General features: G+C 70.3%; 23 protein-coding genes. 14 read left to right on the top strand and 9 right to left on the bottom strand.

All coding sequences use genetic code 11. The features are described 5' to 3' along the window. The first annotated feature begins 48 nt into the window (after nucleotides 1–48). The 11 genes from iolC to AB0C26_RS27895 are packed head-to-tail and all read left to right on the top strand — an operon-like array spanning nucleotide 49 to nucleotide 11,754. Nucleotides 49–975 (top strand): 5-dehydro-2-deoxygluconokinase, encoded by a 927-nt coding sequence (gene iolC, locus AB0C26_RS27845; protein WP_360253444.1) that lies wholly within the window; start codon nucleotides 49–51, stop codon nucleotides 973–975. Beyond that, complete coding sequence (locus AB0C26_RS27850; RefSeq protein ID WP_360253446.1) at nucleotides 968–1,825, top strand: aldolase; 858 nt, start codon at nucleotides 968–970, stop codon at nucleotides 1,823–1,825. Before iolC ends, AB0C26_RS27850 begins: the two co-directional genes overlap by 8 nt. Continuing rightward, nucleotides 1,822–2,712 carry a 5-deoxy-glucuronate isomerase gene (gene iolB, locus AB0C26_RS27855; protein ID WP_360253448.1) on the top strand — a complete coding sequence of 297 codons (891 nt, stop codon included), beginning with the start codon at nucleotides 1,822–1,824 and terminating at the stop codon, nucleotides 2,710–2,712. Before AB0C26_RS27850 ends, iolB begins: the two co-directional genes overlap by 4 nt. After that, nucleotides 2,709–4,562 (top strand): 3D-(3,5/4)-trihydroxycyclohexane-1,2-dione acylhydrolase (decyclizing), encoded by a 1,854-nt coding sequence (iolD, locus tag AB0C26_RS27860; protein WP_360253450.1) that lies wholly within the window; start codon nucleotides 2,709–2,711, stop codon nucleotides 4,560–4,562. Before iolB ends, iolD begins: the two co-directional genes overlap by 4 nt. Nucleotides 4,563–4,571: 9 nt before the next feature. Further along, nucleotides 4,572–6,068, top strand: coding sequence for a CoA-acylating methylmalonate-semialdehyde dehydrogenase (locus tag AB0C26_RS27865; protein ID WP_360253452.1), 1,497 nt, complete (start codon nucleotides 4,572–4,574; stop codon nucleotides 6,066–6,068). A gap of 5 nt (nucleotides 6,069–6,073) precedes the next feature. Next, nucleotides 6,074–6,997 carry a TIM barrel protein gene (locus AB0C26_RS27870; RefSeq protein WP_360253454.1) on the top strand — a complete coding sequence of 308 codons (924 nt, stop codon included), beginning with the start codon at nucleotides 6,074–6,076 and terminating at the stop codon, nucleotides 6,995–6,997. Then, entirely contained in the window at nucleotides 6,994–7,986 is a 993-nt protein-coding gene (locus tag AB0C26_RS27875; protein WP_360253456.1) for a sugar ABC transporter substrate-binding protein, read from the top strand. Before AB0C26_RS27870 ends, AB0C26_RS27875 begins: the two co-directional genes overlap by 4 nt. 13 nt (nucleotides 7,987–7,999) lie before the next feature. Beyond that, nucleotides 8,000–9,055 carry an ABC transporter permease gene (locus tag AB0C26_RS27880; RefSeq protein ID WP_360253458.1) on the top strand — a complete coding sequence of 352 codons (1,056 nt, stop codon included), beginning with the start codon at nucleotides 8,000–8,002 and terminating at the stop codon, nucleotides 9,053–9,055. 3 nt (nucleotides 9,056–9,058) lie between these two features. Further along, complete coding sequence (locus AB0C26_RS27885; RefSeq protein ID WP_360253460.1) at nucleotides 9,059–9,874, top strand: ATP-binding cassette domain-containing protein; 816 nt, start codon at nucleotides 9,059–9,061, stop codon at nucleotides 9,872–9,874. Nucleotides 9,875–9,883: 9 nt separating this feature from the next. After that, nucleotides 9,884–10,894 (top strand): Gfo/Idh/MocA family oxidoreductase, encoded by a 1,011-nt coding sequence (locus AB0C26_RS27890; protein ID WP_360253462.1) that lies wholly within the window; start codon nucleotides 9,884–9,886, stop codon nucleotides 10,892–10,894. Next, complete coding sequence (locus tag AB0C26_RS27895) at nucleotides 10,891–11,754, top strand: sugar phosphate isomerase/epimerase (RefSeq protein WP_360253464.1); 864 nt, start codon at nucleotides 10,891–10,893, stop codon at nucleotides 11,752–11,754. Before AB0C26_RS27890 ends, AB0C26_RS27895 begins: the two co-directional genes overlap by 4 nt. A gap of 6 nt (nucleotides 11,755–11,760) precedes the next feature. Here AB0C26_RS27895 and AB0C26_RS27900 read toward each other — a convergent pair whose 3' ends face one another. From AB0C26_RS27900 to AB0C26_RS27915, 4 genes are all read right to left on the bottom strand, one after another. Further along, on the bottom strand, nucleotides 11,761–12,234 hold the full coding sequence (locus tag AB0C26_RS27900) for an SRPBCC family protein (protein WP_360253466.1): 474 nt from the start codon (nucleotides 12,232–12,234) through the stop codon (nucleotides 11,761–11,763). Continuing rightward, complete coding sequence (locus tag AB0C26_RS27905; protein WP_360253468.1) at nucleotides 12,231–12,542, bottom strand: metalloregulator ArsR/SmtB family transcription factor; 312 nt, start codon at nucleotides 12,540–12,542, stop codon at nucleotides 12,231–12,233. Before AB0C26_RS27905 ends, AB0C26_RS27900 begins: the two co-directional genes overlap by 4 nt. Before the next feature lie 52 nt (nucleotides 12,543–12,594). Beyond that, complete coding sequence (locus AB0C26_RS27910) at nucleotides 12,595–13,104, bottom strand: NUDIX domain-containing protein (protein WP_360253470.1); 510 nt, start codon at nucleotides 13,102–13,104, stop codon at nucleotides 12,595–12,597. A gap of 91 nt (nucleotides 13,105–13,195) precedes the next feature. Next, on the bottom strand, nucleotides 13,196–13,474 hold the full coding sequence (locus AB0C26_RS27915; RefSeq protein ID WP_360254020.1) for a hypothetical protein: 279 nt from the start codon (nucleotides 13,472–13,474) through the stop codon (nucleotides 13,196–13,198). 390 nt (nucleotides 13,475–13,864) lie between these two features. On the opposite strand from AB0C26_RS27915, the gene AB0C26_RS27920 reads away from it, so the two are divergent. Continuing rightward, nucleotides 13,865–15,538: a serine/threonine-protein kinase gene (locus AB0C26_RS27920; protein ID WP_360253472.1), complete on the top strand. Its 1,674-nt coding sequence runs from the start codon at nucleotides 13,865–13,867 to the stop codon at nucleotides 15,536–15,538. Nucleotides 15,539–15,562: 24 nt separating this feature from the next. Here AB0C26_RS27920 and AB0C26_RS27925 read toward each other — a convergent pair whose 3' ends face one another. Genes AB0C26_RS27925 through AB0C26_RS27935 form a run of 3 tightly spaced genes read right to left on the bottom strand, consistent with a single transcriptional unit; the run spans nucleotide 15,563 to nucleotide 18,368 of the window. After that, nucleotides 15,563–16,156 (bottom strand): GNAT family N-acetyltransferase, encoded by a 594-nt coding sequence (locus tag AB0C26_RS27925; RefSeq protein ID WP_360253474.1) that lies wholly within the window; start codon nucleotides 16,154–16,156, stop codon nucleotides 15,563–15,565. Further along, nucleotides 16,153–17,670: an APC family permease gene (locus tag AB0C26_RS27930; protein ID WP_360253476.1), complete on the bottom strand. Its 1,518-nt coding sequence runs from the start codon at nucleotides 17,668–17,670 to the stop codon at nucleotides 16,153–16,155. Before AB0C26_RS27930 ends, AB0C26_RS27925 begins: the two co-directional genes overlap by 4 nt. Nucleotides 17,671–17,717: 47 nt before the next feature. Continuing rightward, nucleotides 17,718–18,368, bottom strand: a complete 651-nt coding sequence (locus tag AB0C26_RS27935) for a GPP34 family phosphoprotein (protein ID WP_360253478.1) — start codon at nucleotides 18,366–18,368, stop codon at nucleotides 17,718–17,720. A 461-nt stretch (nucleotides 18,369–18,829) separates the two neighbouring features. Here AB0C26_RS27935 and AB0C26_RS27940 point away from each other — a divergent pair, with 461 nt between their 5' ends. Together AB0C26_RS27940 and AB0C26_RS27945 are read left to right on the top strand one after the other, a co-directional pair. After that, on the top strand, nucleotides 18,830–19,600 hold the full coding sequence (locus tag AB0C26_RS27940) for a class III extradiol ring-cleavage dioxygenase (protein ID WP_360253480.1): 771 nt from the start codon (nucleotides 18,830–18,832) through the stop codon (nucleotides 19,598–19,600). Between the two features lie 96 nt (nucleotides 19,601–19,696). After that, nucleotides 19,697–20,707, top strand: coding sequence for a TerC family protein (locus AB0C26_RS27945; protein ID WP_360253482.1), 1,011 nt, complete (start codon nucleotides 19,697–19,699; stop codon nucleotides 20,705–20,707). Here the strand turns inward: AB0C26_RS27945 and AB0C26_RS27950 are convergent, their stop codons facing one another. Further along, nucleotides 20,708–20,965, bottom strand: a complete 258-nt coding sequence (locus tag AB0C26_RS27950; RefSeq protein WP_360253484.1) for a hypothetical protein — start codon at nucleotides 20,963–20,965, stop codon at nucleotides 20,708–20,710. A gap of 170 nt (nucleotides 20,966–21,135) precedes the next feature. Further along, nucleotides 21,136–25,122, bottom strand: coding sequence for an AAA family ATPase (locus tag AB0C26_RS27955; protein WP_360254022.1), 3,987 nt, complete (start codon nucleotides 25,120–25,122; stop codon nucleotides 21,136–21,138). Nucleotides 25,123–25,238: the final 116 nt, after the last annotated feature.

A 25,238-nucleotide genomic window follows, 5' to 3' on the forward strand; every position in this document is an offset into this window, starting at 1 on the left:
GAGATCGCACCCGGAGGCTCGCGCATGCCCGCGGACGAGGTACTGACGATGGGACGTATCGGCGTCGACCTGTATCCCGAACAGGCCGGCGTCTCGCTGCGTGAAGTGCGCACCTTCGCCAAGTTCCTCGGCGGCAGCGCGTCCAACGTGGCCGTCGCCGCCGCCCGCTACGGCCGCCGGGCCGCGGTCATCACGCGCACCGGCGACGATCCCTTCGGCGAGTTCCTGCACGACGCGCTGCGCGGCTTCGGGGTCGACGACCGGTTCGTCACCCCGGTGGCGGCGCTGCCGACGCCGGTGACGTTCTGCGAGATCTTCCCGCCCGACGACTTCCCGCTCTACTTCTACCGCTTCCCGAAGGCGCCCGACCTGGAGATCCATCCGTCCGAACTGGATCTCGAGGCGATCAGGAACGCCAGGATCTTCTGGATCACCGGAACCGGCCTGTCGCAGGAGCCCAGCCGCACCGCCACACTGACCGCCCTCAAACATCGCGAGAAGTCGGGCATCACGGTGTTCGACCTCGATTACCGGCCCATGTTCTGGTCCACACGCGAGCAGGCCCGGCGGTGGTACGCGGAGGCGCTGCCCTACGTGACGGTCGCCGTGGGCAACCTCGACGAGGCGGAGACCGCGGTCGGCGTGCGGAAACCGGCCGAGGCGGCCGCCGCGCTGCACGAGGCGGGCGTCGACCTCGCCGTGATCAAGCAGGGGCCGGCCGGGGTGGTGGCGTCACGCGGCGACGAGCAAGTGGAGGTGCCGCCCGTGCCGGTCGAGGTGGTCAACGGGCTCGGCGCCGGTGACGCCTTCGGGGGCGCCCTCTGCCACGGACTCCTCGCCGGGTGGGAGCTCGAGGCGACGATGCGCTTCGCCAACGCCGCCGGAGCCATCGTCGCCTCGCGACTGTCCTGCGCCGACGCCATGCCCACCGAACACGAGGTGCGGGCCCTGATCGAAGGAGCACGGCATGCCTGACCTGGACGGCCTCCTCGACATCCGGACCCGGCGCCCGGCCGCCATCGCCGCCGCCGCGTCCTCGCGCCGCCGGCCGGCCGGGTTGTTCGGGCCGCACGGCAAGCTGATGATCATCGCGGCCGACCATCCGGCGCGAGGGGCGCTGCGGGCCGGCGACGACCCCCTGGCCATGGCCAACCGGGCCGACCTGCTCGACCGGCTTGGCACCGCGCTGAGCCGGCCCGGCGTCAACGGTGTCCTCGGCACCCCCGACATCCTCGAGGACCTTCTGCTGCTCGGCGCGCTCGACGACAAGGTCGTCATCGGCTCGATGAACCGCGGCGGCCTCGCCGGCACCAGCTTCGAGATCGACGACCGGTTCACCGCCTACGACGCGGGCGCCATCGCGGCCGCCGGCTACGAGGGCGGCAAGATGCTGCTGCGCATCGACCCCACCGATCCCGGCACGGTGGCCACTCTGCAAGCGTGCGGCACCGCGATCGGCGCGCTGGCCGCCCGGCGCAAGATGGCGATGGTCGAGCCGTTCATCTCGCACCGCGTCGACGGCCGCGTCCGCAACGAGCTGACCGCCGAGGCCATGATCCGGGCGGTGACCGTCGCGGCCGGGCTCGGGACCACCTCGGCCTACACGTGGCTCAAGGTGCCGGTCGTCGACGACATGGAGCGGGTGATGGCCGCGACGACGCTGCCCGCGCTCATCCTCGGCGGTGAGGGCGAGGCCGCGTACACGGCCTGGCGGAAAGCTCTTGAACTGCCGACCGTGCAGGGGCTGGTGATCGGGCGGTCGCTGCTCTACCCGGCGAGCGGGTCCGTGGCCGACGCGGTCGACCGAGCGGTGGGACTGTTATGAGCGCGCGCGTCAATCCGCTGATGCGGCGGGGCAGCACCGCCGACAAGCCGTTCGACCTGGTCGTGACGCCGGAGAACGCGGGCTGGCGGTACAGCGGGTTGCGGGTGCTCGACCTGCCGGTGGGCTCGCGGGCCAAGTTCGTCACCGGGCCGGACGAGATGCTGGTCCTGCCGCTGTCCGGCGGCTGCGACGTGACATGTGACGACGAGCGGATGACGCTGACCGGGCGGCGCTCGGTCTTCTCCCGGGTCACCGACTTCGCGTACGTGCCGCGCGACTCCACGGTGACCGTTCGCGCCCCCAACGGCGGCCGGTTCGCGCTGCCGGCGGCGCGGGCGAGCAGGCGGCTGCCGTTCCGCTACGGCGCGGCCCAGGACGTGAAAGTCGAGATGCGCGGGGCCGGGCAGGCCAGCCGGCAGGTCAACAACTTCTGCACCCCGGAGAACTTCGAGGCCGACCGCTTGATCGCCTGCGAAGTGCTCACCCCGGGCGGCAACTGGTCGTCGTACCCGCCGCACAAGCACGACGAGGCCGGCGAGGGCGAGTCGAGCCTCGAGGAGATCTACTACTTCGAGGTCGCGGCGTCGCCGGCGGGCACGTCGGGGTGCGGCTTCCAGCGGGTGTACGGGCATCCCGACCGCCCGATCGACGTGTGCGCCGAGGTGCGCTCGGGCGACGTCGTGCTCATCCCGTACGGCTGGCACGGCCCGTCGATGGCCGCCCCCGGCTACGACCTCTACTACCTCAACGTGATGGCCGGTCCCGGCGCCCGCGAGTGGCTGGTGCGCGACGACCCGGCGCACGGCTGGGTGCGCTCCTCGTGGACCGGTGTCCCCGTCGACCCGCGGTTGCCCATGACCACCCACACCGAAAGGACGCGTCTGTGAGACTCACCGTAGGGCAGGCCGTGGTGCGGTTCCTGGCCAACCAGTGGACCGAGCGCGACGGCGCCGAGCAGCGCACGATCGCCGGCTGCCTGGGCATCTTCGGGCACGGCAACGTGGCCGGGATCGGCCAGGCCCTTCTTCAGGCGCAGCGCACCGGTGAGGCCGATCTTCCGTACCGGCTCGCTCGTAACGAGCAGGCGATGGTGCACACCGCGGCCGGCTACGCCCGGATGAAGAACCGGCTGTCCACGTTGGCCTGTACGGCGTCCATCGGGCCCGGCTCGACGAACATGCTGACCGGGGCCGCCCTGGCCACCGTCAACCGGCTGCCGGTCCTGCTGCTGCCCTCCGATGTCTTCGCCACCCGGGCCGCGTCACCGGTGCTGCAGGAACTGGAGGATCCGCGCGGCTACGACGTGTCGGTGAACGACGCCTTCCGGCCGCTGTCCCGTTTCTTCGACCGGATCTGGCGGCCCGAGCAGCTGCCGTCGGCCCTGCTGGCCGCGATGCGGGTTCTGACCGACCCGGCGGAGACCGGCGCGGTCACCCTCTGCCTTCCCCAGGACGTCCAGGCCGAGGCGTACGACTTCCCCGACGCGTTGTTCGCCAAGCGGGTCTGGCACGTGGCCCGGCCGCTGGCCGAGCCGGCGTTCGTGGCACGGGCGGCCGAGGTGATCCGCGAGGCCAGGCGTCCGCTGATCATCGCCGGTGGCGGCGCCGTCTACTCCGAGGCGTCGGCCGAGCTCGACCAGTTCGCCCGCGAGACCGGCATCCCGGTGGCCGACACGCAGGCCGGCAAGGGCGCGCTGAGCTGGGACCATCCCCAGTCGGTGGGCGGCGTCGGCTCGACCGGCACCCCGGTGGCGAACCGGCTGGCCCGCGAGGCCGACGTGATCATCGGTGTCGGCACGCGATACAGCGACTTCACGACCGCTTCCCGTACGGCCTTTCAGCATCCGTCCGTGAAGTTCGTGAACATCAACGTGGCGTCGTTCGACGCGCACAAGGAATCGGCGTACCCGGTGGTGGCCGACGCCCGGGCCGGCCTGTCGGAACTGCTGGCAGCCCTGGACGGGCGGCGGTTCCCGGACGACTTCCGCGCCGATGTCGCGCTGTGGCAGGAGACGGTCGGCAGGGCGTACCACCTCGGACATGGACCCCTGCCCGCCCAGAGCGAGGTCATCGGGGCCGTGAACGAGGCGTGCGGAACACGCGACGTCGTGGTGCAGGCGGCCGGAAGCATGCCCGGTGACCTGCAACTGCTGTGGCGGGCCGGCGACCCGAAGCAGTACCACGTCGAGTACGGCTACTCGTGCATGGGCTTCGAGATCGCCGGGGCGCTCGGCATCAAGCTGGCCGACCCGTCGCGCGAGGTCTACGCGCTGGTCGGTGACGGCTCGTACCTGATGATGGCGCAGGAGATCGTCACCGCCGTGGCCGAGGGCATCAAGCTGATCCTGGTCCTGGTGCAGAACCACGGCTTCGCCTCGATCGGCGCCCTCTCGGAGTCGCTCGGCTCGCAGCGGTTCGGCACGAGCTACCAGTTCCGCGGCGCCGGTCAGGACTACGACGGCGGCCGCCTGCCGGTCGATCTCGCGGTGAACGCGGAGAGCCTGGGCGCCGCCGTGATCCGCTGCCGCACCATCGCCGACCTGCGCGACGGGCTCAAGCGGGCCCGCGATTCCGACCGGCTGACCGTCGTGCACATCGAGACCGATCCGCTGTCCCCGGTGCCGTCCTCCGAGTCGTGGTGGGACGTGCCCGTGCCGGAGGTCTCGTCCCTGCGGAGCACCCGGGCGGCGCGGGAGACCTACGACGCCGCGAAACGTGACCAACGGCAATACCTCTAGGAGAACGCCATGGCAACCATCGAGCACTGGATCGACGGCGAGTTCACCGCCGGGTCCGGCGACCGGCGCGGCCGCGTCTACAACCCGGCCACCGGCCGTCAGCAGCACGAGGTGGTGCTGGCCTCCGAGGCCGACGTGGACGCCGCGGTCACGGCCGCCCGCATCGCGTTCCAGACCTGGAGCCAGGCCTCGCTGAGCAAACGCACGAAGATCATGTTCAACTTCCGTGAGCTGGTCAACGCGAACGTCAAGCAGATCGCGGAGATCGTCTCGGACGAGCACGGCAAGGTGCTCTCGGACGCGGCCGGCGAGGTGCAGCGCGGGCTCGAGGTGATCGAGTTCGCCTGCGGCATCCCCGAACTGCTCAAGGGCTCGTACTCCGACCAGGCCTCGACCGGCGTCGACGTGTTCAGCTTCCGGGAGCCGCTCGGCGTCTGCGCCGGGATCACGCCGTTCAACTTCCCGGCCATGGTGCCGATGTGGATGTACCCGGTGGCGATCGCCTGCGGCAACACGTTCGTGCTCAAACCGAGCGAGCGCGACCCGTCGGCCTCCAACTACATCGCGGGGCTGCTCAAGCAGGCCGGGCTGCCGGACGGCGTCTTCAACGTCGTGCACGGCGACAAGGTGGCGGTCGACGCGCTGCTGCACCACGCGGACGTGGCGGCGGTGTCGTTCGTCGGGTCCACCCCGATCGCCCGCTACATCCACGAGCAGGCCAACTCGCACGGCAAGCGGGTGCAGGCGCTCGGCGGGGCCAAGAACCACGCGATCATCCTGCCCGACGCCGACCTCGACTTCGCGGCCGGTCACCTGACGGCGGCGGCGTTCGGCTCGGCCGGCGAGCGGTGCATGGCGATCTCGGCCGCGGTGGCCGTCGGCGCGGCCGGCGACGCGCTGGTCGACCTGGTGACCCGCAAGGCGGGCGACGTGGTGGTCGGTTCCGGGCGCGATCCGAAGTCGGAGATGGGCCCGGTGGTGACGGCGGCGGCGAAGCAGCGGATCGAAGGGCTGATCGACAGCGGCGAACGCCAGGGCGCGAAGGTCACGGTGGACGGGCGCGGGCTTCGGGTTCCCGGGTACGAGGACGGGTTCTTCGTCGGGCCGACTGTGCTCGACCAGGTGGTGCCGTCGATGGACGTCTACACCGAGGAGGTCTTCGGGCCGGTGCTGTCGGTGGTCCGCGCGGACACCGTCGACGCGGCCATCGACCTGATCAACAGCAATCCGTACGGCAACGGCACCGCGATCTTCACCAGCAGCGGCGAGGCGGCGCGGCGGTTCCAGCGCGGGGTCCGGGTCGGGATGATCGGCATCAACGTGCCCATCCCGGTGCCGATGGCCTATTACTCCTTCGGCGGGTGGAAGGCGTCCCTGTTCGGCGACAAGCACATCCACGGTCCCGAGGGCGTCTCGTTCTACACCCGCGGCAAGGTCGTCACCTCCCGCTGGCCGCACGTGTCCGCCACCTCCGACGCGTCCCTCCACTTCCCGACTGCGAGCTGATATCCATGGAAATCCGACACCTGCAACTCGGCAGCTGCCCCGACTCGTGGGGCGTGTGGTTCGCCGACGATCCTCAGCAGACGCCGTGGGACCGGTTCCTCGACGAGATGGTCGCGGCGGGATATCGGTGGCTGGAGCTCGGCCCGTACGGATACTTGCCCACCGATCCGTCGCAGTTGCGCGACGAGCTCGAGTCGCGCGGATTGTCGTGTGCCGGCGGAACGGTCGCGGGCGCCGGTGGGCCGCACAAGGACTTCGACTCCGTTCTCGAGGAGACCCGCAAGGTGGCCTCGTTGGCCTCGGCCGTCGGTGCGCAAAATGTCGTTTTCGTCCCAGTGCCTGGCTACCGGGACGACAAAACGGGCGCCTATCTCGAGCCCGCGACCCTCGGCGAGGACGCCTGGGCCGCTCTGATCAGGAACACCAACACCCTCGGGCGCGTGCTGCTCGAGGAGTACGGGGTGCACATGCGCTTCCACCCGCATGCGGACTACCAGGTGGAGACGCAGCAGCAGACCGAACGTTTCCTCGACGAGACCGATCCCCGCTTCGTCTCGCTGTGCCTGGACACCGGGCATCTCGCGTACCGCCGGGCCGACGTCCCCGGCCTGATCCGGAAATATCCCGAACGGGTGGGCTACGTCCACATCAAACAGATGGACCCCGCCATCGCCCGGCGGGCCGTGGCCGAAGACCTCGCCTTCGGCCAGGCCGTCGCCATGGGCGCGAGCGTCGAACCCCCGGCCGGCGAGCCGGACGTCCCCTCCGTGCTCGACGCGCTCGGCGAGCTCGACGCCGAGATCTTCGTGGTCGTCGAGCAGGACATGTACCCGGTCGACTTCGACGTCCCGCTGCCGATCGCCCAGCGGACCCGCGCCTACCTGAACAGCCGTGGCCTCACATCCCGTCCCTCAGGAGAGAAGATATGACCGCTCGGACCCGTACCTTCCGGATCGCCGCCCTCGGCGCGGCCGTGGTCCTCGCCGCCACCGCGTGCAGCGGCGGCGGACGCGAGAAGACCGACGAGACGGATACCAGCGGCGGCAACGCCGCCGGGAGCTCCGGTTACACGATCGCCTTCATCACGCACGAGACGCCGGGCGACACGTTCTGGGACAAGGTCAAGAACGGCGCCAACCAGGCGGCCAAGGACACCGGGATCACGCTGAAATACTCCAACGACCCCGAGGCGCCCAAGCAGGCCGTCCTGATCCAGAACGCGGTCGACTCCAAGGTCAACGGCATCGCCACCACCCTGGTCACGCCGGACGCCCTGGCCGGCGCGGTCAAGGCGGCCACCGACGCCAAGATCCCGGTGGTCGGCTTCAACTCCGGCATCAACGACTACCAGCGGCTCGGCGCCCTGATGTACTTCGGCTCGGACGAGACCCTGGCCGGCACCGAGGCCGGCAAGAGGCTGGCCGAGCAGGGCACCAAGCACCCGCTCTGCGTCATCCAGCAGACCGGCTCGGTCGCCCTCGAGGCGCGCTGCGCGGGTGTGAAGAGCTCCGTCCCCGGCACCGAGAACATCCAGGTCAACGGGGCCGACGACGCAGCCGTGACCTCGACCCTGCAGGCCAAGCTGGCCCAGGACAAGTCGATCGACGCCATCGTCACGCTCGGCGCCCCGCAGGCGCTCGACGCCATCAAGGCCCGCCAGCAGTCCGGCAGCCAGGCCAAGCTGGTCACCTTCGACCTCAACGAGCAGGCCGCGACCGAGATCAAGAGCGGCAACATCCTCTTCTCGATCGACCAGCAGCCGTACGTGCAGGGCTACATGGCCGTCACCTCGCTCTACCTGAACCTCAAGAACGGCAACGACATCGGCGGCGGCAAGGCCGTGCTGACCGGCCCGTCCTTCGTGGACTCGGCGAACATCGACAAGATCCTGCCGTTCACCAAGAACAACACGCGGTAGAGGAGGTACCGTCATGACTCAGACAGTCGCTCCGGCGCCCTCCTCCCATTCGGCCGAACGGGTCCGGCCGGCCCTGGTCAGCCGGCTCCTGGCCCGGCCCGAGATCGGCGCCCTGGTCGCGGCGATCATCATCTTCATCTTCTTCCTGATCCTGGCGCCGTCGTTCCGGTCGGCCGAGTCGTTCTTCACCGTCCTGTACCAGTCGTCGGTGATCGGCATCGTCGCGGTCGGCGTCGGCCTGCTGATGATCGGCGGGGAGTTCGACCTCTCCTCCGGCGTCATCGTCTACACGGCCGGCCTGTTCAGCTCGATGTTCTGCTGGTACTACGGGGTCAACCTGTGGCTCGGCGCGGCCCTGTCGCTGGTGTTCTGCCTGCTGATCGGCTTCATCAACGGCTATCTCGTGATGAAGACCGGCATTCCCAGCTTCCTCATCACCCTGGGCACCTTCTTCGTGCTCCAGGGAGCCAACCTGGGCGTGACCAAACTGGTCACCGAGACGGTCTCCACCCCGGACATCAGCAACATCGACGGCTTCGACTCGCTCGGCACGATCTTCGCGTCCAGCTTCAAGATCGGGTCGGTGACGATCTGGACGTCGGTGCTCTGGTGGATCTTCTTCGTCGCGCTCGCCGCGTGGACGCTGCAGCGGACCCGCGTCGGCAACTGGATCTTCGCGGTGGGCGGGAACGCGGACAGCGCCCGGGCCGTCGGCGTGCCGGTGGTCCGTACCAAAATCGGGCTTTTCATGGTGGTGTCGTTCCTGGGCTGGTTCGTCGGGATGCACCAGCTCTTCCGGTTCAACACGCTCCAGGCCGGCGGCGGCGTCGGCAACGAGTTCCTCTACATCATCGCCGCGGTCGTCGGCGGCACGCTGCTCACCGGCGGCTACGGCAACGCGATAGGCGTCGCCATCGGCGCCTTCATCTTCGGTATGACCAGCCTCGGCATCATCTACGCGGGCTGGGACCCGAACTGGTTCAAGGCCTTCCTCGGCGTGATGCTGCTGCTGGCGGTGCTGGTCAACCTGTACGTGAAACGGATGTCCACCAGAAGGAAGGTCGGCTGAGCGATGACCGATACCCTGGCCGACCACGCCGACAGAGGCCTGCACCGCGGCGAGCCGCTCGTCGAGATGGAGGGCGTCGGCAAGTCGTACGGCGCCATCCGGGCCCTGCGCGGCATCAACCTGCGGGTCAACGCGGGCGAGGTCACCTGCGTGCTCGGCGACAACGGCGCCGGCAAGTCCACCCTGATCAAAATCATCTCGGGCCTGCACCCGCACAACGAGGGCAGCCTGCGCGTCGACGGCAAAGAGGTCAACTTCGGCTCACCGCGCGAGGCCCTGTCGCACGGCATCGCCACGGTGTACCAGGACCTGGCGGTGGTCGGGCTGATGGAGGTGTGGCGCAACTTCTTCCTCGGCTCCGAGCTGACCGCGGGCCGCTATCCGCTGGCCGGGCTGAAGGTCAGGCAGATGCGTGAGATCGCCGACGCCGAGCTGCGCAAGATGGGCATCGTCGTCAAGGACATCAACCAGCCGATCGGCACGCTCTCCGGCGGCCAGCGCCAGTGCGTGGCGATCGCCCGGGCGGTCTACTTCGGGGCGCGGGTGCTGATCCTCGACGAGCCGACGGCGGCGCTGGGCGTCAAGCAGTCCGGCGTGGTCCTCAAGTACGTGGCGGCGGCCCGTGACGCGGGACTGGGCGTCGTGTTCATCACCCACAACCCGCATCACGCGTACATGGTCGGCGACCACTTCGTGATCCTCAAGCTGGGCGCGACGACGCTGGACAAGACCCGCAAACAGGTCGGCCTCGACGAGCTGACCCAGCAGATGGCCGGCGGCGACGAGCTGGCCGAGCTGTCGCACGAGCTGAAGCGCTGAGGGGCATTCATGCTGAAGGTTGGAGTCATCGGCACTGGCATGATCGGCCAGGACCACATCCGCCGGATGACGACGGTGCTGGCCGGCGTCCAGGTGACCGCGGTGACGGACGTCGACACCGCGGTGGCCGCGTCGGTCGGCGCGCGCATCGGCGCCCAGGTCCACGCTTCCGGATCCTCGGTGATCAACTCGGCTGATGTGGACGCGGTGGTGGTCTGCTCGTGGGGCCCCACCCACGAGGAATACGTTCTGGCCGCGATCGCGGCGGGCAAACCGGTGTTCTGTGAAAAGCCCCTCGCGACCACGCAGGAGGCCTGCCTCCGCATCGTCGACGCCGAAGTGGCCTCGGGCCGCCGCTTGGTGCAAGTCGGGTACATGCGCCGCTATGACGCGGAATACCGGGCGCTGAAGGCCTCCCTCGCCGCGATCGGCCGGCCACTGATGATGCACTGCGCCCATCGCAACGCCAGCGTGCCGTCGTTCTACGCGAAGGAGATGGCGATCACCGACACCGCCGTGCACGAGATCGACATGGTGCGCTGGCTGTTCGAGGACGAGGTGGCGGCCATCCGCGTCCTGGTTCCCCGGCGCAGCGGCAACGGCGGGGACCTGCAGGATCCGCTGTTCGTGGTGATGGAGATGGCGGGCGGCGTCCTGGTCGACGTGGAGATCTCGGTGAACATCCGGTACGGCTACGACATCCGCGGGGAGGTGGTCGGCGAGAACGGCACGGCCGCGCTGGGCAACGCCTCGCTGGTCACGATCCGGCACGGCGGTGTCGCGGCGGATCCGGTGCCGGCCGACTGGCGGGAGCGCTTCCTGCGGGCGTACGACGTGGAGTTTCAGGAATGGATCGACTCCCTGGCGGCGGGCGGCGGGCCGGTCGGCCCGAGCGCCTGGGACGGCTACGCGGCGGCGGCCGTGTCGGACGCGGGCGTGGCCGCCCTGCGAACCGGCTCGCGGGTGCCGGTGGCGTTGGCCGAACGCCCGAAGCTGTACGGCGTGGAGGTGGCGGCGTGAAGATCGCCCTCGACCCGTACATGCTGCGCCAGGTGCCGCTGCTGGACCTGCCCCGGGTGGTGGCCGACCTCGGCTACCACCACATCGAGATGTCCCCGCGCGACGACTTCCTGCCGTTCTTCGTCCACCCTCGGGTGGACGGGGCGGGGGTGGCGGCCTTCAAGCGGGCGCTGGCCGCGGCCGAGGTGGAGGTGGCGTCCGTTCTGCCGCTCTACCGCTGGTCGGGCCCGTCCGAGGACGAACGCCAGGCGGCCGTACGGTATTGGAAGCGCGCCATCGAGATCACCGTGGACCTCGGCGTCGACGTGATGAACTCCGAGTTCAACGGCCGCCCGTCACGGCCGGACGAGTGCGAGGCCCAGTTCTGGCGCTCGATGGAGGAGCTGCTGCCGATCTTCGAACGGGAGGGCGTCCGGCTCGTCCTCGAACCCCACCCGGACGACTTCGTCGAGGACGGCATCGCGGCCGTCAACCTGATCCGCGGCATCAACTCGGACCGCGTGTCGTTCCTCTATTGCGCCCCGCACACCTTCCATCAGGGCGGAGACCTTGAGGCGATCATGAGGTACGCGGGTCCGCTGCTCACCCAGGTCCACATAGCCGACTCGTTCGACTTCCGCGGCTCGTCCGGCCTGCGCTACATCGTCAACCCGCCCGGCTCGACGGCCCGCGTCCACCAGCACTTGGACATCGGCCAGGGCGAGGTCGACTGGGACACCTTCTTCCGCACCCTGCACGAGGTCGATTTCGACGGCATCGCCACGGTCTGCGTCTTCGCCTGGGAGGAGCGGGCCGAGGACAGCGCCCGCTACAACCTGAGCCAGATCAGCCAGTACACCCAGAAGAACACTCGTCAGTAGCCCTTTTCACTGGAACAGCGCCTCGTAGCGCGCGAGGTACAGCGGCCAGCCCTCGGAGTGGCCGACGGCGTCGCGCAGCGACTCCCAGCCGGGACCGTGCCGGTCGATGTGGCGGTGTTCCAGCTCGACGCGCGTCTGGTCGGGGCCCTCGGCGATGAACCGGACCTCGACCTCGCTCGCGTTCGCCAGATCCTCCTCGATCGTCCACTGGACCCCGATGTCCCAGCTGAACACCACCCGGGCCGGCGGCTCGTAGGCGAGGATCCGCGCCCACCGGCACTCGGTGCCGTCCTCGGCGCGGTCGTAGATGGTGCCGCCCACCTTCGGCTCGAACACCGTTTCGACGATGGGTGAACTCATCAGATTGTGCTCACGCGGCTTGAAGTCCCCGAACCGCTGGGTGAACACCTCGAACGCCCGCTCGACGGGCGCCTTGACCACGATCTGCCGCACCACCGTGGGTGCCGAAGTCTCCGTCATGTCGTCTCCTCCTCGACGGTCTCTTGATAACCCCGGAGCGCCCGGCTCCAGAAGGCATCGAGTTGATCGCGCAGAGCGGCCACGCCCGCCGGGTTGAGCCGGTACACCCGCCGCGTGCCGGCCGCCTCGTCGTCGACGAGCCCGGCCTCCTTGAGCACCTTCAGGTGCTGGGACACCGCCGGCCGGCTGATCGGCAGCTGTTCGGCCAGCTCGCCCACGGCCCGGGGCCGCTCCGCCAGACAGGCGACGATGGCACGCCGGGTCGGATCTCCGAGGATCTCCCACCCATCAGGTCGGTAAGTCGCCACGAACCGTAAGCTACGACTTACCGAAGCTCGCGTCAACCCCGTGCGACGACGATCAGAGCGCGTCCGGCTGGTTCAGCGCCGCGTGCTTCTCGCCCGGGGCGGCGTACCAGGCCGCGGTGTCCCCCGACAGGGCGGCCTCGATACGCAGCTTCGACCAGTCGTCGAGCGGGGGCAGCGCCTCCGGCGCGAACCACCCCACCTCCAGCGACTCGTCGTCCGCCACAGTGGCCTCGGTGGACAGCGCCCGGCACAGGAACCACACGTTCAGGAACTCGCACTGGTCCCCGTTCGGATAGACCACCGGATGGGTGGCCACCCCCGCGAGCCGGACGATCTCCGCCCGTACCCCGGTCTCCTCGAAGACCTCCCGCAGCGCCGCCTCGGCCGGCTGCTCACCCGGATCGACGGTCCCGGCCGGCACCGACCACCGCCCGTTGTCGACCCGCCGAGCCAGCAGCACCCGCCCGTCGCCGTCGACGACAACGCCACTGGCGCTGGGCAGAAACAGCAGTTCATGGCCGACGTGCGCACGCATGCGAACGACGTAGGGAGGAACAGGCACGAACTCACCCTACTGCCCAAGATCGAGCCCACCCGCCGCTTGCGCGAGCCGAAACAGGTTCGCTGCGGCTGCGCGCCTTCGGGCGGTGAGGTCAGGCCGGGTGGGGTGGCCAGGAGAGCGGGTCCGGCGGGCTCAGGCGGGAGCGCAGCTTGCCGGCGCAGTCCGCCAGCGCGCGGTGGGGGTCGAGGTCGAGGCTGGCGATGGCGACCAGGGCGGTGAAGGCCACGTCGGCCAGTTCGGCCGCCACGTCGTCGCGGGTGTGGGTGACGCCCTTGCGAGGGTTCTGGCCGAGCATGCCTATCCAGGCCGCGGCGGCCTCGCCGGCCTCCTCGGTCACCTTGAGGATGCGGCAGGTCAGCTCCAGCGGCATCGTGCCGTTGTTCAGGTCGAGCCAGCGGCGGGCCTCGTCCACCGCCGGCCAGATCGGATCCGTCTCGCCCACGCTCGCCCCCGCCTCGCCGTGCCACTCGTCGCCCGCCACGGTAGCGGGACGCGTCGCTGTGGCGGGAGGAGAACGAGACTCGCCGGGGCGGGGTGACGGCCACCGGCGCGGACTGACCTTCTGTGACAGAACGGGCGCCGGGTGGTTGCCCGTACCGGCATCGATCTGGACGATCGTCGCGGTTCGGCCACGTTGGACGCGCTCGATGGAAGGATCCGACCACAGGTGCAGTCATCCCCCTCCCTAACCGGTGGACTCATCGGAGGCGAAGCCGCCACCGCCGACCTCAGCGGGCGATGCGTAGGCAACTCGTACGTCTTGGTCTGTCCCGTCGGGCACGGCGCCACCGGCACCGTCTGGCGTGGCATCGACCGGTCCACGGGCGCCGACGTCGCGGTCAAGCTGTTGCACGAAGGCCTTCTGCGGCAGCCGAAGCTGGTCATCCGGTTCGTGCAGGAGCGCACGATCCTGATGATGATGCGGCACGAGAACATCGTCGGCGTCCGCGACCTGTTCAGCGTGGGCGGCTCGCTCGCGCTGGTCATGGACTATGTCTCCGGCGGGAGCCTCCGGCAGTACGTGCGGGCGATGGGCACCCTGCCGCCGGCCGACGCGGCCGAGCTGCTCGCGCAGGTCGCCGCCGCGCTCACCCAGGCCCACGAGCTCGGCGTGGTGCACCGCGACGTCAAGCCGGACAACATCCTGCTGCAGGAGGCCGCCGGCCGTTTCGAGGTGCGCCTGACCGATTTCGGCATCGCCCGGGTGCTCGACGCCGCGGGGCTCACCACGCCGCACGCCATCGTCGGCACCCCGCACTACATGGCGCCCGAGGCGATCCAGGGCGAGGCCTCCCCCGCGTCCGATGTGTACGCGGTCGGCGTCGTCCTCTACGAGCTGATAACCGGTTCGACGCCGTACGCCGGTGAGCCGCTGGCCGTGCTGCGCGGGCACCTCGACGAGCAGCCGGTGTGCCCGCCGGGCGTCCTGCCCCCGGTGTGGGAGCTGATCGCGTGGTGCCTGGCCAAGGACCCGGCCCGCCGCCCGACGGCCGCCGAGCTGGTCTCCGCCCTGCGGGAGCTGGCCCGCGAGATGACCGGCGTTCCCGCCCTGGCCGGGCAGACCCAGGAGCACGACGGCGCGGCCACCGCGAGCCTGGGTCTGCGCGCCGTGTCGCATCCGTCGTCCCGGCCGGCCCCGAGCGGCCGGAAGCGCCCGCGCAACGGGCCGCGCACCTGGAAGTGGCGCCGGCCCGGGATGATGGTCGCGCTGATCGGCCTGGCCGTCGCCGTGTCCGGCGTGGGCGGCTTCAACGCGTGGCAGCTGCTCGACTCCCCCGGCTCGGGGGTGACCGCGGCTCCGGCCGTCACGTCGCCGTCGGCGATGCCGAGCGCGGCCGCGGGTGCCCCGAAGGCCGCGGTGAAAGCCCCACAGCCACCGCCGGTCGCGGCCGGCCTCCCGCCGATCTCCGGCAGTCTCATGTCGGGCAGCGCCGGGAAAGGCGAACTGAGCGGCGGCGGAGGCAGCGACGCGATCCCCAGCTCGGAGGCGTCGGCGCGGCCACCGGGCGCGCGGGTCTCGGTGGGGCCGACCGGCGTCGGGGTGACCGTCGGGCCCGGCCGGGCCGAGGCACAGTTCGGGCCGTGGCGCTGCGGTGACGAGTACAGCTGGGATCTGGGCCATCCGGTGCTGGCCAAGCCGTGCCACGCCCTGGGCGGGTCCGTCCGGGTGGCCGGTCAGATGGAGGCGATGCCCGGTGTGCAGGCCGACATCGAGCTGACCGTACGGGACGCGGACACCGATGACGTGGTCGCCGGCCCGTACCGATGCAAAAGTCTGATGTTCACGGACTTCGCCCTGCGGCACACCTGCGGCCCGGCCGACCTACGGCCCGAGCACGGCGACCGCCAGGTCGTCGTGGCCATGTCCTGGCACTACACCCAGCGCCCGCTGATTCCCGGCGGCGTCACCCGGGGGCCGGCCTTCCGCTGGTGAAGACAGCGGAAGGCCGGCGACGGATCAGGCCGCGTGCCACATCCGGTAGAACGCCGTGCCGTCGGGCAGCAGCATCTCGAACGGGTCCATGTCGACGTAGCCGGTCCGGCGGTACAGCCGCACGTTGTTCTGGTTGGTCGCCTCGAGGTAGACCGGCACGCCGGTCTCCTTGAGCTCGTCGTGCGTGCGGTTCATCAGCAGGCTGCCCAGACCGTGGTGCTGGTGGTCGGGGTGGACCGCGAGGAACGCCAGGTGCCAGTGCGGGTCGTGCGGGTGGTGCTTCTCGAAGAGCTCGTCCAGCGCGACGAACCGGTCGTGGTAGTCACCGGCCAGCGTCTTCAGGCGCTCCTCGTAGTTCTCCGGTCCGGCCGACTCCTTGGTGTAGTCGAACCACACCGCCGTAGCCACCAGGCCCTCGCCGTCCGGGTTGTCGATCACGTCGACCCGGGCCGCGGACTCGGTCAGCAGCGTGAAGAAGTCGGCCATCACCCGCAGCCGGTCGTCCAGCGACGGCACGAGGTACCGGTTGGCGTCCAGCTCGAAGAACGAGTGGCTGATCAGCAGACCGACGTCGGCGATCTCGTTCTCGCGGGCGGGACGGATGGTGCCGTAGCTCACTTGCTCTCCTCGGTGCTGGCGAGGGCCGCGGAGAACCCGCCGCCCCCCGTTGCGGTGGCGCTGCGGGCTCCGAGCCCGATGCCGGCGTAGACCTGGGGGTTGCTGGACCGCAGGATCAGCGCCCAGAGAAGGCCGGCGACGAACAGAACGGCGAACGACAGCGGTACGACGATGGCGGGCGCGCTGCCGGGCTCCACGCCGAGCAGCGTCGCGATGTTGTCGATCGCCAGGTAGGTCATGATGATCAGCAGGATGGTGCTGATCACCGGGGCGCCGATGCGGTGCCAGACGTCCTCGCCCTCGGGGTGCTTGAGGAAGTAGCCGATGACGGCGATCGAGGTGATGCTGACCAGGATCAGCACGCCCAGGCCGCCGGCGGTGCCGCCCCAGAAGAACATGTTGACCAGCGGGTCCCAGCCGTTCACGGCGTAGACGACGATGGCGATCAGGCCGAGGGCCGACTGGGCCAGCGAGCCGTTCTTGGGCGCGCCGGTGCCGGGCACGGTCTTGCCGAACGCGCGGGGCAGCACGCCCTCACGGCCCAGCGAGAACGTGTAGCGCGAGATGATGTTGTGGAACGAGATCATCGCGGCGATCAATGAGGTCAGGAACAGCGCGTGCCCGATGTGCAGGGCGGCCCCGCCGAGCTGGTCGGAGGCGACGTTGAAGAACAGGTCGGGGCCCTCGTTGGCGGCGCGGCCGACCACGTCGTCACCGGCGGCCGAGATCATGGCCCAGGCGGCGAAGCCGTACAGCACGGCGATGATGGCGACCGAGAGGTACGTGGCCCGGGAGACCGTGCGGCGCGGGTCGCGCGACTCCTCGGAGAACACCACCGACTGCTCGAAGCCGACGAAGCCGGTGACGGCCATGACCAGCAGCGCGCCCGAGCCGGCGCCGACCAGCGTGCCGGGGTCCAGCGGGGCCGAGGAGGCCGAGAAGTTCGGCGAGAAGATGTCGGCGAAGCTGAACGCGATCACCACGACGATCTCGGCGACCAGGAGCGTGGCCAGGACCTTGCCGTTGACGGCGACGTCGAGCACGCCGAGGACGGCGGTCAGCGCCCAGCAGATCAGCGCGAGGACCCACCACTTGACGTCGAGGCCGAACCAGTCGGAGAACAGCGGGGCCGCGATGGCGCCGAAGCCGCCGTACGACGCGATCTGGAACATGTTGTACGCGAGCAGGGCCACCCAGGAGGCGCCGACGCCGAGCGGACGGCCGAGACCCTGGGAGATGTAGGCGTAGAACGCGCCGGCGTTGGCGATGTGGCGGGCCATGGCGACGTAGCCGACCGCGAAGATGGCCAGCACCAGGGCGACCGCCACGAAGGCGATGGAGATGCCGGTCAGGCCGGTGACGGCGAGACCGGTCGGCACCACGCCGGCGACGACGGTGAGCGGCGCGGCCGCGGACATCACGAAGAAGACGACCGCGGCGACGCCGAGCCGGTCGCGGGCCAGTGCGTTCGACAGCTGGCTCTGTTCAGGGGGTTGTGTGGACGTGGTGGACACGCGTATCTCCATGAGGGGGTTGGGAAGGGGAAGGTGGTCGCGGGAGGTCAGGCGCGGCGGGCCATGACGGCGTCGCCGACGGCGGCCTCGGTCTGGCTCACCAGCTCGTGCAGCATCGCGGGGAGACGGCGCTTGAGCTGGTCGAACAGCTGGGTGCGGCCGCGGGTGTCGAGGGTGACGAAGACGTGCTGGTCGAGTCCGGTGGCGAGGATGAGCCCGGCCAGGACAAGGTCGGGGACGTCGAGCATCTCGCCGCGGCCGATGAAGGTGCGGATGCGGGTGGCGGGCCAGCCGGCGATCATGGAATCGCTCGGCACGAACGACACCTTGGCGCCGAACAGGCCGCGTTTCTCCTGGCGCTGCACCAGGCCGGCCCGGGACAGGCGGCGCTCGACCAGGTCGACGGCGATGCCGGTGGCCAGGAACGAGATCCAGTCGCGGATGGCCCGGTGGTGGCCCTCGCGCAGCAACTGGTCGAGGACGGCGGTGGCCGCCGGGTCCCCGGTGGGGCGGTCGTCGATGATCTGGATCTTGCCGTCGACCAGATCGAGCCGGCGCCAGAGCACCAGCTCGCCGATCAGGGCGGCGGCCATGCCGAGGCCGAGGGTGGCCGGGGAGAGCAGGCACTTGCCCTTGACGGAGTCGTGGGCGGTGAGAAACAGATCATCGGCGAGGGGTAGCTGCGGCGAAGTCGCCACTGCCGGGCCTCCTCTCCACGCGCGCGCCTAGTCGCGCGGTGACTAGCTGTGAACTTCGCGCGGTGACTACCGAGAGTAGTTTCGGTGGCTCGACGCGAACGTTACGGTGAGCGCCCCCCAGCACGACATCGGGTAGCATGCCAGCACCCTCAACTCGGCGCAATGTCCTCATGAGACTAATTTTCAGTCCGATGTGCTTTCCTCGCGGAGGCGGAATTCAAGTCGTCATCTACCAGGCACTCCACGTCCGGGGGACGACGCCCGTAAAGAGGATTTAACGAACGCCGAAGTGGACTGTTGGCAAGATCAACTCCCCGGTTATTTTCTGCACCTGCTCAATAACGGATTGTCGCCCCTACGGCGCGTGAACACTGAGGGTAATGTCATCCGTTTTAGTTGACGCTACAAGTAATTCGTCGTATCGTGGAGGCAGGAAAGTTGAACCTTCAACGGAGGTCATCATGGCCCGCATGCCCGCCCTGTTCCTCAGCCACGGCGCCCCGCCGCTGGTCGACGACGCGCGCTGGGTGAGCCAGCTCCACGAGCTGACCGCCGGCCTGCCCCGCCCGAAGGCGATCCTGATGGCCTCGGCCCACTGGGAGTCGGCGCCGCTCATGCTGGGCGCGACCGAGCCGGTGCCGCTGGTCTACGACTTCGGCGGCTTCGAGCGGAAGTACTACGAGGTCACGTACGCGGCGCCCGGCGCACCGGAGCTGGCCGCGCGCGTCGAGAAGCTGATGCCCGACACCGAGCCCGTCGCCCGAACCAACCGCGGGCTCGATCACGGTGCGTACGTGCCGCTGACCGTCATGTATCCCGACGCCGACATCCCCGTACTGCAGATGTCCCTGCCGACCCTCGAACCCGATCGGCTGCTCGAGATCGGCCGCCGGCTCGCTCCGCTGCGTGACGAGGGCGTGCTGATCGTCGGCTCCGGCTTCACCACCCACGGCCTGCCGTTCCTGCGCGACTGGCGACCGGACGCGGCCGCGCCCGGCTGGTCACGCGAGTTCGACGCGTGGGCCGCCGAGACGCTGGCCCGGGGCGCCGTCGACGAGCTGGCCGATTTCCGCGACCGCGCGCCCGGCATGCCGTGGGCGCACCCGACCATCGAGCACTTCGCGCCGATGTTCCTGACCCTCGGCGCGGCCGACGACCCGGAGCGGGCGCCCGAGCAGCCGATCGACGGCTTCTGGATGGGCCTGGCCAAGCGATCTTTCCAGGTCGCGTAAAGGCGGCCGGATCTGGCGTTATTCAGGAATCTCCCAGGGTAAGCGGGGACGATTGATCGGCAACCGCCCCGCTTATCGCCCGGAGGTTCCCCACTCATGCCACTTGAGGTCACCGCGCTCGGCTGGACGTTGACGATCGGCGTCATCGTCGCCCTGCTCGCCCTCGACCTGACATTGGGCGTCCTTCGCCCCCACGCCGTCGGCTTCCGCGAGGCCGCCGCGTGGTCGATCTTCTACATCACCGTGGCGGTCGCCTTCGGTGTGGTTTTCGGCATGATCGCCGGCTGGGATTTCGGCGCTCAGTACTTCGCGGGATACATCGTCGAGAAGAGCCTGTCGGTCGACAACCTCTTCGTCTTCGTGATCATCATGAGCACCTTCGCGGTGCCCGAGAAATATCAGCAGGAGGTCCTGACCTTCGGCATCATCATCGCGTTGGTGCTGCGGGTCATCTTCATCGCGCTCGGCGCGACCCTGCTGTCGCTGTTCTCGTTCATGTTCCTGATCTTCGGCCTGATCCTGATCTTCACCGCGGTCCAGCTCTTCCGGCATCGCGACGAGGACCCCGACATCGAGGACAACGCGCTGGTCAAGGCCAGCAAGCGTTTCCTGCCGGTCACCGACGACTACATCGGCGGCAAGATGATCACCCGGGTCGACGGCCGGCGCGTGGTCACCCCGATGTTCATCGTGCTGATCGCGATCGGCAGCTCCGACCTGCTGTTCGCGCTCGACTCGATCCCGGCCGTGTTCGGCGTGACCGACGAGGCGTTCATCGTCTTCGTGGCCAACGCGTTCGCCCTGCTCGGCCTGCGCGCGCTCTTCTTCCTGGTCAAGGGCCTGCTCGACCGCCTGGTCTACCTCTCCACCGGCCTGTCGCTCATCCTGGCCTTCATCGGGGCCAAACTCGTGCTGCACTGGCTCCACGAGGACGTCACCAAGTCGGCGCCCGAGATCTCGACGCCGGTGTCCCTCATCGTCATCCTGGTCATCCTGGTCGTCACGACGGTGGCCAGCCTGATGAAGACACGAAAAGACCCGGATGCCAAAGCCCACGCGGGCAGCATCCGGGCCAAGTCAGCGGTCCCCGAGGACCGCAAACGCTAACTAGCCGAGGTAACCGCCGAGGCCGGCGGTCTGACGGTCGCCGGCCTGCTGACGGTGCAGGTCCTGGCGGTACAGGATCGCGCGGATCTCCGCGGTCTCGGCGGCGGTGTGGCGGCTGATGAGCTCGTCGAGCTCGGCGCGCTCGGCGGTCGTACGGAAGGACGCGAGCTCATCGGCGAGCTTGCGGTGGGCGACCCGCATCGTCCGGCGGTTCGCCAGAACGGTGCGAACGTCGCGAAGCTTGGTCGTGAACGGCATGGCCGACTCCTTAACGGATCGTGATGGCGATAGGCCTCGTCGCCTTCCTGTACAACGATCCGCGAGGCAGGCTTCATACCCAAATCACGCAGGTAAAACGTTCGATACGGAAGTGACCGCGGCCACTGGAATCCTGTAGCGGCGGTCACTCTCCGTACTGAAAGTCCTGGTCAGACGTTTGACGTGAACTCCGCCACTGAGGGCAGTCGTGAGGACAGCTGTGTGCGGGACCGCACGCCCAGCTTGCGGTACACGCGGGTCAGCGTCGCCTCGACCGTCTTGACGCTCAAGAACAGCCGGCTCGCGATCTCCCGGTTGCTCGACCCGTCCCGCACCAGGGCGGCGATCCGCAGCTCGGTCGAGGTCAAACCAAGATCCAAAGGAGCGGAGTTGCTTTCCGTACGGGCGAGAGCCCGCTCCGTCTGCTCGGCCCACGGCTTGGCGTCGGCCGCCAGGAAGATCGCCAGCGCGGCGCCGATGGCGACCCGGGCCGCGGCGTACCGGCGCCGCCGGCGTTCCGCGCTGCCCTGCACCAGCAGCGCGTGCGCCTGCTCGATGGGCTGATGCAACTGCGCGAAGTGCTGGGCGGCCGCGGCCGACAGCCGTACGGCCGACTCGGCCTGCCCGCTCTCGGACAGCACGACGGCGGTGGCCCGGTCCAGATAGCCGCTCAGCCCCGGATGGTCGCCGAGCCGGTGCGCGGCCGCGCGGGCCTCGGCCAGCATGGCGGCCGCCTCGGCGTGCTCACCGAGCGCGGCCAGCCCACCGGCCAGGTCGCCGTGCCACCGCACGATCATCGGGTCGGCCCCGCCCGACTCGGCCTCCAGCTCGCGCAGCCGCAGCAGCGCGGCCACACCGGCCCGGGTCTGCCCCGCGCGCAGCTCCGCCTGCCCGAGCGCGTGCAGATTGCGTCGCAGGTAGAGGGTGTCACCCTCCTGTTCGGACGCGCGCACACCCCGGCGGGCGAAGCCGGTGGCCGCGGCCAGGCTGCCGCCGGCCAGTTCGGCCACCGCCGCCGTGTGCCAGGTCGGCCCCGGGCTGAGCCCGGCCCGCTGCGCGGCGCGGACCGCCCGGTGCGCGTACCGCAGCGCCTCCCGGCAGCGCCCGGCCCGGGTGGCCACCTCGGACAGGCTGCGCAGCACCTCGACCCGCGCCTCGCCGATGCGGTCCTGCTCGGCCACGACGAGCAGTTTCAGAAGTTCGTCGCGGGCCTCGTCCAGCCGGTCGTCCACCATCGCGAACCGGGCCGCCATGTACCGCGGCCCGTAGTGCAGCCAGTCCGGCGCCGGGGCGGCGGGCAGGGCGAGCGCCTGCCGCAGCGTGCGCGGCCAGCCGGGCTCGCCGCGCAACCGCTGGATCTGGGCGAGAATGCTCAACGCCATCGCCTCGGTGGTCGGATCACCGGCGTCGCGGGCGGCGGCCACGGTCCGCCCCGCCTCGGCCTCGGCCGCGTCCGGATCCCCGGTGAGGAAGGCGGCCCAGGTCAGCCGCAGCCGCACCGGCGCCAGCAGGGCCGGATCGTCACCGGCCTCGGCCAGCGCGGCGGCGAACGTCTCCCCCATGTCGGCCAGCCCCTGCCCGGCCAGGTCGAGCAGCACGACCCGGGCCCGCACCCGGTGACCGGCCGGCGCCCCGCCCGCGAGGACCGCCTCGGCCGCCCGCCCGGCCAGCGCGGCGGCGCCCGAGGTGAGGGCGGTCCGAGCGGCGGCGACCAGCCAGTCCAGCCGCAGAGCGGAGTGCGTGTGCGGGCACCGGTCGGCGGCCAGCAGGTAGAGCTCGGCGGCGGTGCGCCCGGCACCACGTTCGGCACACCGGTCGGCCGCGGCGGCCAGCGAGCGGGCGACGGCGGCATCCGGCCGTCCGCTGCGCAGCGCCCGGTGCCGCAGCGCCTCGACCGGATCCACGGCCCCGGCGGCCAGAGCGGTGTGCACCTCGACCCGCTCCCCCGCACCCGCCTCCTCGGTGAGCACGGTGGCCAGCAGCGGCGGCGTGAACCGCACAACCTCCCCGTCGAGCCGGACCACACCGGCCCCGGCGGCATGCCGCAGATCCCGTACGGCGTCGTCCCGCCCCGCCCGAAGCAGCACGGTGACAGTAGACTCGACCGCCAGCGCGGCGGTGAGAAGCGTCCGCCGAACTTCCGGCCCGAGCGCGGCCAGCCGCTCCCCCAGCATCTCCCGGGCCGCCTCGGGCAGAGGAGCCGGCCGCCAGGCCGGCCCCGGCGCCACCGCACCCCCGAGCGTCAGCGCGAGAAACGGATTCCCCGCACTGGCCTCATGCATCCGGCTGGCGATCCGGCAGGGCAGCCCCCGAGCTTCAAGCAGCTCAGTGAGATCGTCAGCCGACAGAGGCGGCACCCCCAGTTCCAGCACGGGCGCCGGACAGAGCCGCGCCGCCCGATGCCGCTGCCCACCACCTTCAAGCCGCCGCACACCCCCGCCCGGCACCACGGAAGTTCCAGCTCCCCCCACCGGCACGACCAAAGCACCACCACCCCCGAGCGGCAGAGCGGAACTGCCAGCTTCCCCACGCAGCAGAGCGGAACTATCGGCCTCCCCGGGCAGCAGAGCCGAACTCTCAGCCTCCTCGGGCAGCAGGGCGGAATTGCCGGCCTTCCCACGCAGCAGAGCCGAAGTGCCAGCCTCCTCGGGCAGCAGGGCGGAATTGCCGGCCTCCCCAGGCAGGAGAGCCGAACTCCCGTCCTCCGACCGCAGTAGAGCCGAAGTGCCAGCCTCCCCGGGGCGCAGGGCGGAAGTGCCGACTCCCCGCGCCGAGGCCCGAGCGGCCAGCCGCTCATGCTCGGGCCGCGCAGGCAAGTCGTCTTGCTGCTCGCGCCCGCCCAGCGCGGGCGGATTGCCGGGGTTCTCCCGGCCCAGCCTCGCCGGCGAAACAGCCGGGCGTTTCCGCCCCGCCGTCGAAGGCGAAGTGCCCGCGCGCTCCCGCTCCAGCTCCCCAGGCGAAAGATCGAGGTGGTCACGCCCCACCTGGGAGGGCAAAATGTCCGGGCGCTCTCGGCTCAACCTTGCCGGCGAAATGTCCGAGCGCCCACGGCCCGGTCGTTGGGAGGAAATGTCGGGACCTTCTCGCACCGACCCTGCGGGCGAATTGCCCGAGTGCTCACGGTCCGAACATTCGGTCGATATGTCCGGATGTTCGCGAGTCAGGACTGCCGACGAAATGTCCCGGTGTTCACAGGCCGGGGCTCCCGGCGAACTGTCCGGCCGTTCATGAGCCAGGGCTGCCGGCGAACTGTCCGGCTGCTCATGAGCCAGGGCTGCCGGCGAACTGTCCGGCTGCTCATGAGCCAGGGTTCCCGGCGAACTGTCCGGCTGCTCATGAGCCAGGGTTCCCGGCGAACTGTCCGGCTGCTCATGAGCCAGGGCTGGCGACGAAATGTCCGGCTGCTCATAGGCCGGGGCTGCCGCCAAAATGTCCGGCTCTTCGTAAGCCAGGGCTCCCGGCGAAATGTCCGGGCGTTCGCGGGCCAGGGCTCCTGACAAAATGTCTCGGCGTTCACGGGTCAGGGCTGCCGGCGAAATGTCGGGGTGGGTACGGCTCAACCGTGCGGGCGATGTGTTCGGGCGTTCTTGCGCCGGCGGGGCGGGTCTGATGCCGGGGTGTGCGGGTTCTGGTCTGGGTGATGGGGCGTCTGGGCGGCGCTGGGCGGCTATCGCGCGCACGCGGGGGCCGGGGCGGCGGCGCATGGCGAACGCGATCAGCTCGGCCGACTCGGCGTCGAGCCACTGGCAGTCGTCGAGGATGAGCAGGACGGGCCGGCGGCGGGCGGCGCGGGCCAGCAGCAGCGGCAGGACCAGGCGGCGGGCCAGGGCGGGGGCGCCCGCTCGCGGGGGCAGGCCCTGGCGCAGGGCGGCCAGGGCGGCGCGCTGGGCGGGTGGCAGGCCGGCGGCCGCCTCCTCCGGGAGCTGGGTGACCAGGTCGGAGATTCCGGCGTACGGCAGGGAATGCTCGGTCCGTACGGGCCGCAACCGGACCACGAGCTCGCCTCGGGCGGCCGCCGCGTTCGCGACCGCGTCGAGCAGGGCCGTCTTGCCGATGCCGGCCGGGCCGTGCAGGGCGACCCCGCCGCCCGCGGCGAGGCGGCTCTCGATCGTGGCAAGGAGCTCATCGCGCCCTCGCAGGGCGGTTCCCTCGGGCAGCACAGGCCCACCCCCTCCGCTCCCAGCTGGCACTCAGCCTAGGAATACGGAGGGGACTCATCAATGGGTTCGCACGTATTGACAATGTCACATACATACTGCTCAGGACATATTTT

Source organism: Actinoplanes sp. NPDC048796, assembly GCF_040650035.1.
Taxonomy (GTDB): Bacteria; Actinomycetota; Actinomycetes; order Mycobacteriales; family Micromonosporaceae; genus Actinoplanes.